Raw genomic sequence first — 17,180 nt, 5'->3', positions numbered from 1 at the left:
ATGAATACATAGTGCTGCAAGGCGAACCGGGGGAACTGAAACATCTAAGTACCCCGAGGAAAAGAAATCAACCGAGATTCCCCCAGTAGCGGCGAGCGAACGGGGAGGAGCCCGGAACCATCATCGGCTTGTGCATCAGTGGAAGCGTCTGGAAAGTCGCAGGATACAGGGTGATACTCCCGTACACGAAGAGGCACAGGCCGTGAGTTCGAAGAGTAGGGCGGGACACGTGGTATCCTGTCTGAATATGGGGGGACCATCCTCCAAGGCTAAATACTCCTGACTGACCGATAGTGAACCAGTACCGTGAGGGAAAGGCGAAAAGAACCCCGGCGAGGGGAGTGAAACAGAACCTGAAACCGTGTACGTACAAGCAGTGGGAGCACCTTCGTGGTGTGACTGCGTACCTTTTGTATAATGGGTCAGCGACTTGTATTCTGTAGCAAGGTTAACCGTATAGGGGAGCCGAAGGGAAACCGAGTCTTAACCGGGCGTTAAGTTGCAGGGTACAGACCCGAAACCCGGTGATCTAGCCATGGGCAGGTTGAAGGTTGGGTAACACTAACTGGAGGACCGAACCGACTGATGTTGAAAAATCAGCGGATGACCTGTGGCTGGGGGTGAAAGGCCAATCAAACCGGGAGATAGCTGGTTCTCCCCGAAAGCTATTTAGGTAGCGCCTCGTGAACTCATCTCCGGGGGTAGAGCACTGTTTCGGCCAGGGGGCCATCCCGGCTTACCGATCCGATGCAAACTGCGAATACCGGAGAATGTTATCACGGGAGACACACGGCGGGTGCTAACGTCCGTCGTGAAGAGGGAAACAACCCAGACCGCCAGCTAAGGTCCCAAAGTCATGGTTAAGTGGGAAACGATGTGGGAAGGCCCAGACAGCCAGGATGTTGGCTTAGAAGCAGCCATCATTTAAAGAAAGCGTAATAGCTCACTGGTCGAGTCGGCCTGCGCGGAAGATGTAACGGGGCTAAACCATGCACCGAAGCTGCGGCAGCGGCGCGCAAGCGTTGTTGGGTAGGGGAGCGTTCTGTAAGCCTGCGAAGGTGGCCTGTGAGGGCTGCTGGAGGTATCAGAAGTGCGAATGCTGACATAAGTAACGATAAAGCGGGTGAAAAGCCCGCTCGCCGGAAGACCAAGGGTTCCTGTCCAACGTTAATCGGGGCAGGGTGAGTCGACCCCTAAGGCGAGGCCGAAAGGCGTAGTCGATGGGAAACGGGTTAATATTCCCGTACTTGGTGTTGCTGCGAAGGGGGGACGGAGAAGGCTGTGTCAGCCGGGCGACGGTCGTCCCGGTTTAAGCGTGTAGGCTGGTTTTCCAGGCAAATCCGGAAAATCAAGGCTGAGGCGTGATGACGAGGCACCACGGTGCTGAAGTGACAGATGCCCTGCTTCCAGGAAAAGCCTCTAAGCATCAGGCAACACGAAATCGTACCCGAAACTACGGTCGCTGGCGACAGCAATAACGTGCCTGTCCAGTAGCTGTTCCAGTTTCAATTGCTCCCCTCCACGCCATAACGCAATTTTGGGCACAGGTTCATGCCTGAAACCTTCCAGCAAAATAATATCCATTGATGTTTGATCCATGCGGCTGACTAAAAACTGCAAATCGGGCTCAGGTTGTTGTGCCATTTCTGTGACCAACGCCCAGCGTTGCGAATTAAAGACCATAACCTGACTGGCCCCCGCCTTACGCAGCTCGTAGCTGTCTTTGCCAGGGATATCAATATCCATATCATGGTGCGTATGTTTAATCAGACCGGGACGGATGCCCCGCGTTTTGAAAATGGTAATCAGTTGCTTCAGCAGCGTCGTCTTCCCTGTACCGCTGAAAGCAGTAATCGCCAGAAGTGGAATCATTGTGCTCTCTCAGGACAAAAGGTCTTCATGTTGGTTAAAATTGGCGAATGCTTCCGGGCAGTCATCGAAAGACACGCCATGGCCTCCAGCCTCCCTAAGGAACAACATTACTTTTCTTTCTCCTTTAGCCAGAAAACCTGCCAGCGGCGTGGCAAGGCTGATATGAAGCAGGGCTATTACAGGATGGTCTCGCCCGGCTGAGCAAACCCATACTGCCGGAGCTGTATGCTTTGCCTGCCAAAGACGTGAAACCATATCCGTTGGTAGAGCTGGAGTATCACAGGGAGCAAATACCGCCCAGTCAGTATCAATATACTCAAGAGCAGCAAGCATTCCAGCCAACGGACCGGGAAAGTCAGGCAAAGAATCAGTAATCACGGATAAGCCGCTTTGCTGATAAATAGAAATGTTACGATTAGCATTAATACAAACTTTCTCTGTCTGAGGTGCCAGACTCGTCAATACGTGCTGATAAAGGGGTTTTCCGTGCCAGGTTACGAGCCCTTTGTCTTTACCGCCCATACGACTACCCCGTCCCCCCGCCAGAATTACACCGGTGATGTTATTGAATGAGAGAAGAGGGTAGCTGCTCATTAGTTTACACGCCCTTTTATTGTGGATTTAAGCCTGCTACCGTAACGACACCAGTATCAATACAGGAACCCGATATGAAATGTCATCGTCTCAACGAATTACTGTCATTATTACAACCCGTCTGGCAGCAGGACCCCGATCTGAATTTAGTGCAATTTTTGCAGAAACTTGCTGTGGAAGCGGGTTTTACTCAACCACTGGATGAATTAACGGATGATGTACTGATTTATCACCTCAAAATGCGTGGAACCGATAAACAAGCAGAAATTCCTGGCCTGAAGAAAGATTATGAAGAAGACTTTAAAACCGCTTTGCTACGCGCACGTGGTGTCATTAAAGATTAAATTGCTGCTGCCATCTGCCGTGGTGCTGTTTGATGATATTCTTCAGCGTTAACTGATCACGATGACGAGTATGCCGGATGAAAGAACCTGCCTTCAACTTTCAGAATTTAAATCCTGACACTATTCTTGATGCGCTTTGGGCGACAGGGATTAGTGTTGATTCCGGCCTGACCGCACTGAACAGTTATGAAAACAGGGTCTGGCAGTTTAGCGATGAAGAGAGAAAACGCTACGTGGTGAAGTTTTACCGCCCGCAGCGGTGGTCGCCAGCACAAATCCTGGAAGAGCATCAGTTTAGTGCTGAACTGGCGGCCTCAGAGATTCCTGTTGCCGCACCGCTGGTTTTGCAGGGTAAAACGCTGCATCAGCATGAGGGCTATCAGTTCACCCTGTTTCCCAGTCTGGGAGGCCGTCAGTATGAAACGGACAATTACGATCACCTTGAATGGGTCGGACGTTATCTGGGACGTATTCACCAGATCGGCAGGAAAAAAACGTTTGCTGATCGCCCGACCATTAGCCTGCATGAATCCGTTTTTGAACCATTAGAGGTGTTTGAGGCCAGCAGCTTGATTCCCGGCAGGCTGAAAGAAAATTTATTAAGCAGCGTCAGGCTGATAGGCACAACTTTACAAAACTGCTGGCATACTCAGTGGCAGCCGCTCCGCCTTCATGGTGACTGCCATCCCGGCAATATACTCTGGCGCGATGGACCACTATTTGTTGATCTTGATGATGCTCGTAACGGGCCGGCAGTACAGGATCTCTGGATGCTGATTAATGGTGACAGCAAGGAGCAGCGTATCCAGTGGGACATTTTGCTGGAAGCATACTGTGAATTCAGTGAGTTCGACTTACACGAATTGTCACTGATTGAGCCTTTACGCGCTATGAGGATGGTTTATTATCTGGCGTGGATTGTCCGTCGCTGGCAGGATCCGGCGTTCCCGACCAGCTTCCCATGGATGACAGACGAGGATTTCTGGCGCAGACAGATTTCCATCTTTAACGAGCAGGCCCGGCTGTTGCAGGAGCCACCATTGCAGCTGATGCCCGCATTCCAGAGTTGAGCGTTATATTTCGCTTAACCCATTTTTGTTTTCAGAAGAGAGTTTTCGATGAAAAAAATTTTGTTTGCCCTGGTTGGAATGTTTCTGATGTTCGGCGCCTCAGCGGCACAATTCACTGATGGTCAGCAGTACGTCACGCTGCAAAAACCGGCGACGGGTGAACCTCAGGTGTTGGAGTTTTTCTCTTTCTATTGCCCACATTGCTATGAATTTGAACACGTCTGGCACGTCAGTGATGCGGTTAAAAAGAATCTGCCCGCCGGTACTAAAGTGACGAAATACCACGTCGAATTTCTTGGCGGCGAAATGGGTAAAACGGTAACTCAGGCATGGGCCGTTGCGATGGCATTGGGTGTGGAAGACAAAGTTACTGCACCAATTTTTGATGGCATTCAGAAAACACAAACCATCACTGATGCAGCCAGCCTGAAAGATGCTTTTGTTAAAGCTGCTGGAATTACCCCGGAACAATATGATTCTGCCTGGAACAGCTTCGTGGTCAAATCATTGGTAGCCCAGCAGGAGAAGGCTGCTGAGGATGTTAATTTGCGCGGTGTACCGGCAATGTTTGTTAATGGCAAGTACATGGTGAACAACGGCGGCCTTGATACCAGTTCTATGGATAACTATGTTCAGCAATATGCAAACGTTGTGAAATACCTCGTAACCCAGAAATAACCCCGCTGTTTTATAACGCCAGCGTTGCGCTGGCGTTGTCTCCTCACAGATTCGATTACGCCAGTAATACATTGCTACTCTCTTTCGCTGACCGGCGACAAATTCTTCCAGATAATTAATATCCACATAGAATTAATTTGATAAGGCTTGCAGGGAATCAGCGGTTTAAATTTTATCTATATGATTAATATAAATTTTTTAATTTAATGTAATCTTCTTTTCCTGAAGATAACAATACGTTAGAAATTTTACGCACAAAGTTATCCACAGTTTATTGTTGCGTATGTTGTCGCAGTTCTGTGTTGTCAGAGAAGTTAATACGCGGACTTATTTCATTTTTTAGTCACAGCTGTGGCATCCTAAGTTTCATTGAGGAAACCAACGAAGAATGTGACAAATTATGGCTCAGATTGCAGAAAACCCGCTTATTCTGGTGGATGGATCTTCTTACCTTTATCGCGCTTATCATGCATTTCCTCCACTGACCAACAGTGCAGGAGAACCAACCGGAGCGATGTATGGCGTTCTGAATATGCTGCGCAGTTTACTGTTACAGTACAAACCCAGCCATGTGGCGGTGGTTTTTGATGCCAAAGGGAAAACGTTCCGTGATGAACTTTTCGATGCTTACAAATCTCACCGCCCACCGATGCCGGATGATCTCAGATCGCAAATCGAACCTCTCCATACCATGGTCAGGGCAATGGGATTGCCTCTACTGGCAGTGTCCGGCGTAGAAGCCGATGATGTCATCGGTACGTTGGCACTCGAAGCAGAAAAACGAGGAAAGCCCGTTTTGATTAGCACCGGTGACAAGGATATGGCGCAGCTGGTCACGCCCAATATCACGCTAATCAACACCATGAACAATGCCATTCTCGGCCCGGATGAAGTTGAGGAGAAATACGGCATCCCTCCATCGTTGATTATCGATTTTCTTGCCCTGATGGGTGATTCTTCAGATAACATCCCCGGCGTGCCTGGTGTGGGGGAGAAAACCGCTCAGGCGCTGTTGCAGGGACTTGGAGGTATTAACGATATCTTTGATAATCTGGATAAAGTGGCTGGACTGAGTTTTCGTGGCGCGAAAACGATGGCTGCGAAGCTTGAGCAAAATAAAGAGGTCGCTTTGCTTTCTTATCAGCTGGCAACCATTAAGACAGATGTTGAACTGGATCTCAGCAGTGAACAACTAACGGTCAGCGATCCGGCCGTAGAGGAATTGCTCAATCTGTTTCGCCATTATGAATTTAAACGCTGGATTGCCGACCTGGAAGAAGGCAAATGGTTGCAGGGTAAAAAGAGTAATCCACAGGCGCAGAAGATGCTGGTTGAAGAAAGGCAACAACAGGATGAAGCCGCCAGCGTACTGTCAGCTGAGGGATACGTCACCATCCTTGATCAGGATGTGTTTACCAGCTGGCTTGAAAAACTTCAAAGCAGCAAGCTGTTTGCCTTCGATCTGGAAACGGATTCCCTTGATACGCTGAGTGCCAATATCGTCGGCATTTCCTTTGCTGTAGCGCCGGGAGAGGCCGCTTACCTACCCGTCGCTCACGATTACCTTGATGCGCCCGTGCAGTTGGAGCGTGATGACGTACTCCAGCAACTGAAACCACTGCTTGAGAACGAACAGTTGCTGAAGATAGGGCAGAACCTGAAATATGATCGCGGCGTACTGAAAAACTACGATATTGAGTTACAGGGCATAAAATTTGACACCATGCTTGAGTCCTATGCACTTAACAGTGTTGTTGGCCGGCATGATATGGACACGCTGGCCTCTCGCTGGCTGAACCATAAAACGGTTACCTTTGAGGAGATAGCCGGTAAGGGTAAAAAGCAGTTGACCTTTAACCAGATTGCGTTGGAACAGGCGGCGCATTATGCAGCAGAAGACGCGGATGTCACCTTACAACTGCATCTTAAGATGTGGCCTGAACTGGAAAAAGAAGCCGGACCGAAGACAGTATTTGAATCAATTGAAATGCCACTGCTTTCCGTCATCTCGCGTATCGAACGTAATGGTGTACTGATCGATCCGAATATTTTGGCAAACCATTCGCAGGAGCTAACCACCCGTCTTGCTGAACTGGAGCTGAAAGCTCACGAGCTGGCTGGTGAGCCGTTTAACCTTTCTTCTCCCAAACAACTACAGACCATACTGTTTGAAAAGCAGGGTATTAAACCCACTAAGAAAACGCCTGGTGGAGCGCCTTCTACCAGCGAAGAGGTACTGGCTGAATTGGCGCTGGACTATCCTTTGCCGAAAGTCATCCTCGAGCATCGTGGTTTGTCCAAACTGAAGTCAACTTACACTGACAAGTTGCCTCAAATGATCAATCCACTCACCGGGCGGGTCCACACCTCTTACCATCAGGCCGTGACGGCTACGGGCAGACTCTCTTCAACCGATCCTAACCTGCAAAATATCCCGGTGCGGAACGAAGAAGGACGGCGCATTCGCCAGGCTTTTATAGCCAGTGAAGGTCACAAGATTGTTGCGGCTGATTATTCACAAATTGAACTGCGTATCATGGCTCATTTGTCACAGGATAAAGGATTACTGAAAGCCTTCTCGCAAGGGCAGGACATCCATCGCGCCACGGCGGCAGAGGTATTTGGTATGTCGCTGGATAAGGTCACTACAGAGCAGCGTCGTAGTGCCAAGGCGATAAACTTTGGTCTGATATATGGCATGAGCGCATTTGGACTATCCCGCCAATTGAATATTGGTGCAGGCGAAGCCAAAAAGTATATGGATTTGTACTTCGAACGGTACCCTGGTGTGCTGGAATATATGGAAAGCACTCGTCAGGAGGCGGCCGAAAAAGGCTACGTTTCCACGCTGGACGGGCGTCGGCTCTATCTGCCGGATATTAAGGCCAGTAATGTAATGCGTCGTAAAGCTGCCGAGCGAGCGGCTATCAATGCTCCGATGCAGGGGACTGCGGCGGATATCATTAAGAAAGCGATGATAGATGTCGATGGCTGGCTTAGCCTCGAGGAAAATTCTGAGGTGAAAATGATCATGCAGGTTCACGATGAACTGGTTTTTGAAGTAAAAACGTCAGAAGTTGAAGCGGCGAGCAGCAAAATTCGTCAACTGATGGAAAACAGCATGAAGCTGGATATTCCGTTGCAGGTAGATGTGGGAGTGGGTGATAACTGGGATCAGGCCCACTGATAGTTTCACTGGAAAGTCAGACTGATATCATCGCGATATCAGTCTTTTTTTGTCCCATAAGAAAATGCTTTGGTTAACAAGCGCTGTTGCTCAGGATTTTTCTTTCGCGCGGAATTTCAGCTAAGCACCTGGCCCGGCAGCATTTTTTTTGTAATTAAGCTACAAGCAATCTCTTTTTTTGTGAGCTATGCCAGATAACCGACGCTATTTAATGAAAATTAACTACAAAAAAACTTTTGAGGGCTCAGGAAATCATGTAAAGTTTGCTGCGTAGGGTACAGAGGTAAGATGTTCTATCTTTCAAACCTTTTACTTCACGTAATCGGATTTGGCTTAATATTAGCCGCCCCAGTTGTTACAACTGGGGCGTTTTTTATTGGGCGCGAGCTCACCGGGTTCCCGTTCAGTCACTGGTTTCTTCAGAAGAAGAGGGCAATTCACTGAACCAGCTGTCGAGTTTGAAACGGAGTTTATCAATACCCATCTTCTTAAGGGATGAAAACATCTCAACCTGCACATCCCCCGCAAAACCTTTCGCGGTTTCACGTACCATATTCAGCTGAGATTTACGCGCACCGGAAGCCAGCTTATCGGCTTTGGTTAACAGCACCAGTACCTGAATGCCACTGCTAACCGCCCATTGGATCATTTGTTGATCGAGTTCTTTCAGAGGATGGCGAATATCCATCAGGATCACCACGCCTTTCAGACACTGGCGTTTTTGCAGGTATTCTGCCAGCGAACGTTGCCATTTTAACTTCATCTCTTCCGGCACTTCTGCATAGCCATAGCCGGGTAAATCGACCAGCCGATAACCTTCAGCGACCTGGAACAGGTTAATCAATTGTGTGCGTCCTGGCGTCTTACTGGTTCGGGCCAGGTTTTTCTGATTGGTCAGCGTGTTCAGGGCGCTGGATTTGCCCGCATTGGAACGCCCGGCAAACGCCACTTCAATACCGGAATCGTCCGGCAGGTGACGAATATCGGGGGCGCTGGTAACAAAATGAGTAAGGTGATAATTCCAGCCAGACAAAATAGAAACTCCGGATATAAGGATAGTTGCGCAAAGTATACCCTTTATCGATTGAAAACGCCCTGTTGGACAAATCCCCAGGAAAACTCGTGAGAGATTACCGATGATTCTTGCAGGAAATTTTCTGTTTTTTTTAGCAGGATTATTTTAAATTTCTTATAAAACATATCATTAGTAATGATAAAAAATCACTGATAAAAAAAATCATCAGCCTTCCTTGTGACCTGAACCATATAGTCTAAAGTATTTGTCAAAGCTTGGAGGGCTTCCTTCAGGAAGAAGAGCTCAGGGACATCGGGATGGTGCAGAGCAGGGAGGGAATGTGTTGAGGGAGCAGCACTCTTTGATGGAAAGGATAGCGTTCAGGATGGACGGCGATGGCAACGGAAAACAGGGATGTTGTGTGCTAAAAAGGATACTGACTGAAGTGAGTCCTTCTCAGGAAGGCATCAGGAAAGGCGACAGGTTATCCTGTTGCCTTTCTACCATTAAGGGACCACAGATTCTGACATGAGTACTGTGTTTCAGAAAATCTGATGTAAGCAGGCATTGCAACAGAGTGCCGAATCTGTGAATACCTTTTAAACGACCAATCTGAATCTTTCGCACCCGCAACGAAACAAGTTGTGATCCACCGTCCATTCTGCGTTTTTGCCATTTCCTTTCCAATTTTCAACACGTTAAATTCTATGAAACATTGTTTTAACAAACTCAGGGCAATCAGATGCTCACTTTCCTGGTGTTTTCTCTTTCGCGGGTAAAAACAGAGGTCACTGATGGAACGTAGCGCGATTTTTCGCATAGCTCTGTTATTCAATGCTAACAAAGCCTATGACCGACAAATTATTGAAGGGGTGGGTGAATACATCCAGGCTTCCCAGGCGCTTTGGGATGTATTTATCGCTGATGATTATCGCAGTGACATCCAGCGTCTTGAAGAGTGGACCTTTGATGGCATCATTGCGGATATGGATGATGCCAGCAGCGAGGCTTATCTCGGCAGGTTGCCCGTCCCGGTGGTTGGGGTTGGGGGATCCTACCATCAATCCTCCAGCTACCCTGCGCTGCCTTACGTTGCCACTGATAATTATGCGCTGGTCCGCAGTGCGTTCCATCACCTGCTGCAGAAAGGGTTGCGCTATTTTGCCTTATATAGTTTTCCTGAATCGCAGAATAAACGCTGGGCGCTGGAACGTGAGCTTGCCTTCGAGGCGCTACTTCATGAAGGAGATCATCAGGGTAAAATTTACCGTGGTTACGATATTGATGTGAATAACTGGCAGCAAGCGCAAAATGCGCTAATGGCCTGGGTTAAAGCGCTACCGGAGGGAACCGGTATTATTGCCGTTACTGACTCCAGAGCAAGGCACCTGCTTCAGGTATGCGAATATCTTGAAATTCCGGTGCCGGAAAAGATTGCCATCATAGGTATTGATAACGAAGAGCTGGCTCGCTATCTGTCGCGCATCAGTCTGTCATCTGTCGTTCAGGGGTGTCGTCAGATGGGTTACCAGGCCGCCAAACTGTTACATCTTCAGTTACGCCAGATGCCGCTGCCGACACAGCAAATCATTGTGCCGCCAGCCAGAGTTATTGCGCGGCGCTCCACTGACTATCTCTCTGTGGTTGATCCCTGTGTAATACGGGCGATGCATTTTATTCGCAATCATGCCTGTAAAGGGATCAAAACCGAGCAGGTGCTGGATCACGTCGGTCTGTCATGCACCAATCTGGATGCGCGTTTCCGGCAAAGCCTGGGGCAGAGTATTCACGAAATGATTCACCATCAAAAGCTGGAAAGCGCACGTCAGCTGCTGATCACCACGGCCTTGTCCATCAATGAGATAGCGGATGTTACCGGCTATCGCTCATTGCAATATTTCCACGCTGTTTTCAAGAAAGCTTACGCTGTGACGCCGCTGGTATATCGTTCGCGCTGGCACAACCCAGAGGAAAATAGTGATGCTGATCACACGTTATGACACATCAGTTACCCATATTATGATTATTCTTTCGGCATTGTCCGGATGACGGACAGATCGGCAGATTGCCATCACGTTGATTATTCGCGGCAATCAAAATAATTATCAGTTGTAATGGAGAGAATTATTATGACAATGCAGTCAGGTTTACTGGCCGTTGCGGCATTCACTGCAACAATGATGTTTTTGCCAGCAACTTCTTTCGCAGAAGATCAGCAAGAAACGCAGCAATGGGTTATAAATCAGCAAGGTATTTACTGCCAGACCACGTCTGATAATCAAGAGACACAGGCAGCTAAACGTTTTGCTAAACAGATGATGGTCAGCTCTCAATAACGTAGTGCTATATCGCTTCTGAATAAATCAGAAACTGTAACGAATACCCATCCTGATACGATATTCTTTCTCTCCATTTCCGGCACGTCCGAGATCGGAGAGATCGATATAAGGCAACCAGTGCTGGTCGTAGCGATAATTGAAATAGACCGTATGCTGCCACATCGATTTTTTGTTATTGCCATAGTAAAAATTGCCGACTTTATGCAGATATACCGGATTATAGTTAAAGAAAATCCTGTCAGTTACCTGCCAGTTGAACCACAAATCATACTCATGACTGTCATTTCTTTGTTGGTCGCCGTCGAGGTTTACCGATTTATAATTGAGATGGTAATAGCGATAGCCAGCCATAAGCCCAATGTCGGGTGTCAGCTGATAGCCCAGTTTCAGATAAGGATCAATATGAGTCCCGCTGCGCCCCCAGTTAAAGACAGCATCAGGAATAATGGAAAATTTATCCGTAACCGGAATATTATATGCCATCTCTATTTCAGAGTAGTTATTTTTAAATTGAGAAAAGTCCTTGCCATGATTTATGGTGTTCTGATAAGAAAAATAGACGTTCTTTTCGATTACGGTCGATATTTGCAATTTGGTTTGAAACATCTTACTGCCAGACATCCAGGCTTCGCGAAAATCCAGAGCAGGTGAAGTAAACTCCAGGGCCATCACATTAGTTGCGCTGGTTATTCCTGTCATTACCAGTATGCTTCTCATCATTAGTTTTTTCATATCATTATCCTTTTCCCTTAAATTATGAATAAAACAGATTCCTTTCTGAAGTGTGCATGCCCATGGTGGTGCTAAAATAATAACGAGAAAAAATTAATGAACAGATTAATTTTTTTTGCTTCCGCTGCGTAAAAAATAACTTTTGTGAATTCTCTCATGTTTTTCGTAAAGATAATTACGAAGTGATTCATGTCACAATATTGTGCTGATATTGTTTTATGACTTGCAGTAAAGAGTGCGGATATCCCGGTAAATACAGGATGATTATTTTTTCCATAAAGAAAGTGAGAAATTTATGAGAGCATTAGTCCTTGAACAAAAACAGCATATTTCTCTACGCGATATTGTGCCAGATGAAGTGCTGGGAGATAACGATGTACAAATAGAAATAAAAGCGGTTGGGATTTGTGGTAGCGACATTCATTATTACCAACATGGTAAAATTGGCCCCTTCATCGTCGATAAACCAATGATTCTGGGGCACGAAGCCGCTGGCGTGGTGACTGCGACAGGCAAAAATGTTCGCCATCTGTGCTGCGGGGATCGGGTATGTATGGAGCCGGGAATACCGGATTTCTCTTCCTGGCAAAGCCGGGTTGGCCGCTATAATCTCGATCCCTCCGTACGCTTCTGGGCCACCCCTCCGGTACATGGCTGTTTGCGCGAAAGCGTCATCCATCCTGCGGCGTTAACTTATAAACTTCCTGACAATGTCTCTTTTACCCAGGGAGCAATGGTCGAACCGCTGGCGGTGGGCGTTCATGCCGTTTGTCAGGCCGGTATTAAGCCGGGAGATATTGCGCTGGTGACGGGCGCAGGCCCAATTGGAATGATGACCGCTGTTGCTGCGCTGGCTGCGGGCTGTAGCGATGTCATTGTCAGTGATGTTTTTGATGAGAAGCTGGCCTTTATCCATCATTACCCTGGTTTGCATGGGGTGAATGCCAGAGCTTCCGGCGCATTGTCGAGGGAAGTGGCCCACCTGACTGACGGGCAGGGCGCGGACGTCATTTTCGAATGCAGTGGAGCGCTTCCAGCTCTGGGCTCGCTGCCTGAATATGCTTCTCCGGGAGCTACAGTTGTGCTGGTGGGGATGCCGGTTGAAACTGCACCAATGGATATTGTTGCTGCGCAGGCGAAAGAAATCACTTTTAAAACCCTGTTCCGCTATGTCAATTGCTATCCCCGTACCCTGCGCTTACTGAGTCGGGGAAAACTACCGGTCGATGCGCTGATAAGCCGCAGCAGGCCATCCTGAAGAGATGAAAATAGTCATTACTTTTTGACCAGATGCCGACAGATTATCCCTGTCGGACAAACGGTCAGCGGTAGCTGATGATGGTGTGGCTCTCCATGCGCCAGTTCTCTCCCGGAAGCCAGTTTTCGCCCGCAAGCGTAATGGTTTCGCTGAACAGAATATCTTCGGCCGAGCGTCCTAACATAATCACAAAGTCACCGGGTTCGACACAACGTTGATGCTGATGAGTGGTAAAGCTCAGCATGTCTGTCGGCAGTTGCAGGCTGATGTCGGCCTGCTGCCCAACCTGTAACTCCAGCCTGGCAAAAGCCTTCAGTTCTTTAAGCGGACGAACCAGTGAAGCAACCTTATCGCGGACATAAAGTTGAACCACTTCGACGCCTGCCTGCGGCCCCTGATTTTCTACTGTCAGAGTGACGGTAATGATGTCCTGCATCTCAAAATGTTTGCGCTCCAGCCGTGGCGAATGCCATGCGAAGCGACTCCAGCTCAGTCCGTAGCCAAAGGGATAACGGGGAGGGAAATGAAATGCTACCGGCGTACCACTGCTTTTCATTTTGTGATTATAAAAACAGGGCATCGCCCCGGCATGGTCCGAAACAGAGAGCACCAGACGCCCGGCAGGTGCCCGTTTACCCAGCAACAGGTCGGCAATTGCCCGTCCCCCTTCCTGACCTGGCTGCCATGCCATCATCAGTCCTGCCACTTTTTCTTCAAGTCCCTGCAACGAATAGGGACGCCCACTGGTCATCACCACCATCACCGGCACCCCGGTCGCCACCACGGCTTCCAGCAATTGTTGTTGTACACCCGGTAACGACAGGGAACCGGTGTCTGAACCCTCTCCCACCGTCCCGCTCTGAAACAGGCCGGCCAGGTCGCCGACAAAACAGATTGCCAGCTGACTTTCGCGGGCGATATCGACAGCCTGAGCAATCAGGCGGGTATCGGATGACACCGGAGAGGTACTCATCGCTTTACCCACATCGCCGGGGAAAACGGGGGTGCCAGCCTGACGTTGTTGCAGAATATAGCAGCCGGGTGCATGTTGAATCTGGCAGTCCGGCAGCTGCTGACGCAGTGCGGAAAGTGGAGTGGTGACCTGGCTGGCGGTTGTGGTGGTTGCATTAAGTATCAGGTGGACCGGAAAGCTGTAACCAGAGAGCAACGCCAGCGGATCGTCAGCGGTTGGGCCGATTACCGCCACCCGCTTGAGGTCAGGCGCTGATAACGGCAACAGGTTACGATTCTCCAGTAAGATAATTGACTCAACCGCCACATCGTAAGCCGCCGCTCTGGCCTCGTCTGACTGGAAAGCCGGTTGGTCACGGCGTATAAAGGGCTGTTCAAATAACCCAAGGCGAAACTTCTCTTTCAGGATACGTGCCACGATCTCATCGATTTTTTCCCTGGTAATCAGACCCCGTTCCAGCGCCTCGCCAATAAAACGGCAGCAGTCATCTTTGGGCAACTCAATATCCAGCCCGGCATTGAATGCCGCCGCAGCTGATTCGGCATGACCTTCGGTCACCCCATGATGCTGATGCAGCAGGCTGACGCCGCCGTAATCGGCCACGATCAAACCGTCAAATCCCCAGCGCTCCCGTAACAACTCAGTCAGTAAGAAACGATCGCTATGACAGGGCTGATTATCAATATCATGGTAAGCAGGCATTACCGATCCGGCATTTGCCTGCTTAATCGCCATCTCAAACGGCAACAGGAAGATATCGTTGAGCTCTTTAAATCCCAGATGGACCGGGGCATGGTTGCGAGCTCCTTCACTGAAAGAGTGGGCGACATAATGTTTTAACGTTGCCAGCAAATCACGTTTTTCGCCCTGTAACCCTTGCACAAATCGGGTGGCCATAACCCCGACTAACCAGGGATCTTCCCCGTATGTTTCTTCAGTGCGTCCCCAGCGGACATCACGCGAAACATCCAGCACCGGTGCCAGTCCCTGATGACAACCGATACTGCGTACTTCCTCGCCAATCCAGTGTGCAGCCCTTTTCACCAGCTCAGGATGCCAGCTGGAGGCCATATTCAACGCTGAAGGAAACAGCGTTGCGCCGGCACACATCAGACCGTTGAGACACTCTTCATGGAACATCGCCGGAATACCAAAGCGGTTGCTGGCGATAATACGCGCCTGGAGCTGGTTAAGCGCGTGATAGCCTTGCTGCGGATCAACCGGCTGTGTACCAAAGGGGCGTGTAATCTGACCCACACCCAGTAACAGGCGTTCTTCAAAAGAGGAGGCGTCTTTGCGATGGCTGAAAGCATCGCTGACATCACTTCGCTCGCTAACCGTGCCGTCTTCGCCGATGGTCAGCCACCAGGCATGCATTTGAGCAATTTTTTCGTCCAGCGTCATGCGCGCCAGCAAATCGGCAGCGCGTTCTCCGGCGGGGAGCGTGGGATCCTGATAACGACATTCCATCTCTACAACCTCATCATTAAAACAGCAGAAAATGCCAGCCGCAGCCGTCGCCGCTGGCAAGAAAACAGGCTTTTCCTTAATGTTTTTCCAGCGGGTTTTCCTCAACGTTTAACGACGTGCTGAGGTGATTGTTGCTACGTTTCGCTACTTTTCCGCTGATGATTCCGGGGTTCCACAGTGCTTCATAGGGATAGCCGGTCAGTTGCTCCAGCACATCGCGGGTTTCCGCAGAGGCCCCGGTTTTGTCACCATCAGTCGCTTTCAGGCGGGCAATCTCCAGCAACAGCAACTGGTGGTTGTGGTTATTCAGTCGGAAACGGAAGGAGATAAATAAACAGCCAGCCAGCATGGAAATGGAACCGATGGAAACAATACCCACGATCGTATCGATTGCCTGTTGCGACTGACTCTGACTGTTGGATACAAAGCCATTCATTTGCAGCAGAAAGCCAATTAACAGGGTTGAGATAGCCAGGGTGCTTTTTCGTACAAAGGTCATCATGCCGGCAAATACGCCTTCACGCCGTCTGGTGCTCATGACTTCATCCACATCCGGAATAAAAGGATAAATATTCCATGACAGGTAGACATAGCCGCCTTTAAATACCTGATAAATAAATGAAATGATGTACAGCGCCGGGAACATCCAGTGGCTGGGATAAAAGTAAAAAGCGGTGTAACCCAGCATGCAAAGGATGACCATTGAATAGCAGAGTTGCAGCATCCTGCTCGGCGTAAAACGGATAAATCCCCAGGCGAACAGCGCGTTGACCCAGCCAAAACAGAAAATGCCAACCGACATCAGATTCGCCGCCAGAGTGGCATTCTGATTCAGCGCGAACACCACATAAAAGGTGAAAACCGCACTAAGCATATCCATGGCGGTAAATGAAAAAATATACATCATCAGATGCTGGCGGAACGATCTGACCCGCAGCGTGGAGAATAAATCGGTAAACACATGCTTTAATTGCGATAACAGCGAACCGTCTTTTTTCTTCACCTTGCGTGTTTGTTGTGGTTCCGCAGGGCGTTCCCAGGTTGACAGCCAGGTGATAAAAATCACCGTCATTGAGATCAGGGTAAACACCACGCCGGTGGCAAAGAAAACCTTTGCCGAGCCGCTACCATATAATGCAAAGAGGCGTCCTGGAATAAAGGTGGCGAGAAAAGTACCCAGCCCGCCAAAAATAATTCTTGCCGCAGAAAGCCTGGTCCGCTGTCCGTAATTGCTGGTCATCTCAGAAGCCAGCGCTTCGTAAGGAATGATTATCATCGCGGCCAGAATTTCAACCAGCAGATAAATTGTCAGATAGTAAAAATACCCCATATTGTCGATCCACATCAGGCTGAATATCGCCATCAGTGGACAGCCAAGCAGCAGGAAAAAACGTCGACGACCAAATTTCTTACCCAGTTTTGTATGGCCAAAGTTATCTGTTATATAACCCATTACCGGACTAATAATGGTGTCGAGTATCCTGGCAATAAATAATATCGATCCGGCTTCAATTGGGGTAAGGCCGCAAAATGTTACATAAAAGTAGAGTAACCAGGCACTGATCAGCGCAAATACACCGCCGCTGAACATATCCGTTACGCCATAACCTATATATTTTTTTACGGACAGAGAGGCTTCATCTTTCAT

Annotated in this window: 12 protein-coding genes, 1 pseudogene and 1 other annotated feature (1 of these 14 running past the window's edge); of the genes and pseudogenes, 8 read left to right on the top strand and 5 right to left on the bottom strand. The window is 48.9% G+C overall.

The genetic code is table 11. The features are described 5' to 3' along the window. Nucleotides 1-1,598 (top strand) — a sequence feature (23S ribosomal RNA rRNA prediction is too short); it begins 155 nt to the left of the window's first position. Between the two features lie 283 nt (nt 1,599-1,881). Beyond that, entirely contained in the window at nt 1,882-2,466 is a 585-nt protein-coding gene (mobA, locus tag AC3RPL_RS18575) for a molybdenum cofactor guanylyltransferase MobA (RefSeq protein WP_490741104.1), read from the bottom strand. Between the two features lie 74 nt (nt 2,467-2,540). Here mobA and AC3RPL_RS18570 point away from each other — a divergent pair, with 74 nt between their 5' ends. The 5 genes and pseudogenes from AC3RPL_RS18570 to spfP all read left to right on the top strand — a co-directional run. Further along, nucleotides 2,541-2,810: a YihD family protein gene (locus AC3RPL_RS18570; RefSeq protein WP_490741103.1), complete on the top strand. Its 270-nt coding sequence runs from the start codon at nt 2,541-2,543 to the stop codon at nt 2,808-2,810. Nucleotides 2,811-2,887: 77 nt separating this feature from the next. Further along, nucleotides 2,888-3,880 carry a serine/threonine protein kinase gene (locus tag AC3RPL_RS18565; RefSeq protein WP_490741102.1) on the top strand — a complete coding sequence of 331 codons (993 nt, stop codon included), beginning with the start codon at nt 2,888-2,890 and terminating at the stop codon, nt 3,878-3,880. Nucleotides 3,881-3,928: 48 nt separating this feature from the next. Beyond that, the gene (gene dsbA / locus AC3RPL_RS18560; protein WP_034940506.1) at nt 3,929-4,558 is read left to right on the top strand and encodes a thiol:disulfide interchange protein DsbA; all 630 of its coding nucleotides are present in this window, start codon (nt 3,929-3,931) and stop codon (nt 4,556-4,558) included. 400 nt (nt 4,559-4,958) lie between these two features. Then, nucleotides 4,959-7,745: a DNA polymerase I gene (gene polA / locus AC3RPL_RS18555; RefSeq protein ID WP_490741101.1), complete on the top strand. Its 2,787-nt coding sequence runs from the start codon at nt 4,959-4,961 to the stop codon at nt 7,743-7,745. A gap of 288 nt (nt 7,746-8,033) precedes the next feature. After that, nucleotides 8,034-8,078, top strand: a pseudogene (spfP, locus tag AC3RPL_RS18550) (small protein SpfP); the annotation flags it as partial. A gap of 70 nt (nt 8,079-8,148) precedes the next feature. Here the strand turns inward: spfP and yihA are convergent. Next, nucleotides 8,149-8,778, bottom strand: coding sequence for a ribosome biogenesis GTP-binding protein YihA/YsxC (yihA, locus tag AC3RPL_RS18545; RefSeq protein ID WP_367168429.1), 630 nt, complete (start codon nt 8,776-8,778; stop codon nt 8,149-8,151). Between the two features lie 776 nt (nt 8,779-9,554). Between yihA and AC3RPL_RS18540 the strand changes: the two genes are divergently transcribed. Both AC3RPL_RS18540 and AC3RPL_RS18535 read left to right on the top strand, forming a co-directional pair. After that, the gene (locus AC3RPL_RS18540; protein WP_490741100.1) at nt 9,555-10,760 is read left to right on the top strand and encodes a XylR family transcriptional regulator; all 1,206 of its coding nucleotides are present in this window, start codon (nt 9,555-9,557) and stop codon (nt 10,758-10,760) included. A 129-nt stretch (nt 10,761-10,889) separates the two neighbouring features. Continuing rightward, the gene (locus AC3RPL_RS18535) at nt 10,890-11,096 is read left to right on the top strand and encodes a hypothetical protein (RefSeq protein ID WP_490741099.1); all 207 of its coding nucleotides are present in this window, start codon (nt 10,890-10,892) and stop codon (nt 11,094-11,096) included. A gap of 27 nt (nt 11,097-11,123) precedes the next feature. On the opposite strand, the gene AC3RPL_RS18530 is transcribed toward AC3RPL_RS18535, so the two are convergent. After that, nucleotides 11,124-11,831, bottom strand: a complete 708-nt coding sequence (locus AC3RPL_RS18530) for an oligogalacturonate-specific porin KdgM family protein (protein ID WP_490741098.1) — start codon at nt 11,829-11,831, stop codon at nt 11,124-11,126. A gap of 295 nt (nt 11,832-12,126) precedes the next feature. Between AC3RPL_RS18530 and AC3RPL_RS18525 the strand changes: the two genes are divergently transcribed. Next, a complete protein-coding gene (locus AC3RPL_RS18525) occupies nt 12,127-13,089 on the top strand; it encodes an NAD(P)-dependent alcohol dehydrogenase (protein ID WP_490741097.1) in 963 nt (320 codons plus the stop codon). 64 nt (nt 13,090-13,153) lie between these two features. Here AC3RPL_RS18525 and AC3RPL_RS18520 read toward each other — a convergent pair whose 3' ends face one another. Then, nucleotides 13,154-15,532, bottom strand: coding sequence for a glycoside hydrolase family 3 N-terminal domain-containing protein (locus AC3RPL_RS18520; RefSeq protein WP_490741096.1), 2,379 nt, complete (start codon nt 15,530-15,532; stop codon nt 13,154-13,156). A 76-nt stretch (nt 15,533-15,608) separates the two neighbouring features. After that, nucleotides 15,609-17,180, bottom strand: a complete 1,572-nt coding sequence (locus AC3RPL_RS18515; protein ID WP_490741095.1) for an MFS transporter — start codon at nt 17,178-17,180, stop codon at nt 15,609-15,611.

It is taken from the genome of Erwinia papayae, from assembly GCF_058241465.1.
The sequence above is the reverse complement of the archived record's forward strand: the minus strand, read 5'-3'. Positions and strand labels throughout refer to the sequence as shown.

What these genes read in the sequence shown, in the direction of transcription:
- AC3RPL_RS18535 (WP_490741099.1), top strand. Translation starts at nt 10,890, where the DNA reads ATGACAATGCAGTCAGGTTTACTGGCCGTTGCGGCATTCACTGCAACA.
- AC3RPL_RS18540 (WP_490741100.1), top strand. Translation starts at nt 9,555, where the DNA reads ATGGAACGTAGCGCGATTTTTCGCATAGCTCTGTTATTCAATGCTAAC.
- AC3RPL_RS18520 (WP_490741096.1), bottom strand. Translation starts at nt 15,532, where the DNA reads ATGGAATGTCGTTATCAGGATCCCACGCTCCCCGCCGGAGAACGCGCT.
- mobA (WP_490741104.1), bottom strand. Translation starts at nt 2,466, where the DNA reads ATGAGCAGCTACCCTCTTCTCTCATTCAATAACATCACCGGTGTAATT.
- dsbA (WP_034940506.1), top strand. Translation starts at nt 3,929, where the DNA reads ATGAAAAAAATTTTGTTTGCCCTGGTTGGAATGTTTCTGATGTTCGGC.
- AC3RPL_RS18570 (WP_490741103.1), top strand. Translation starts at nt 2,541, where the DNA reads ATGAAATGTCATCGTCTCAACGAATTACTGTCATTATTACAACCCGTC.
- AC3RPL_RS18565 (WP_490741102.1), top strand. Translation starts at nt 2,888, where the DNA reads ATGAAAGAACCTGCCTTCAACTTTCAGAATTTAAATCCTGACACTATT.
- AC3RPL_RS18515 (WP_490741095.1), bottom strand. Translation starts at nt 17,180, where the DNA reads ATGAAAGATGAAGCCTCTCTGTCCGTAAAAAAATATATAGGTTATGGC.
- polA (WP_490741101.1), top strand. Translation starts at nt 4,959, where the DNA reads ATGGCTCAGATTGCAGAAAACCCGCTTATTCTGGTGGATGGATCTTCT.
- AC3RPL_RS18530 (WP_490741098.1), bottom strand. Translation starts at nt 11,831, where the DNA reads ATGAAAAAACTAATGATGAGAAGCATACTGGTAATGACAGGAATAACC.
- AC3RPL_RS18525 (WP_490741097.1), top strand. Translation starts at nt 12,127, where the DNA reads ATGAGAGCATTAGTCCTTGAACAAAAACAGCATATTTCTCTACGCGAT.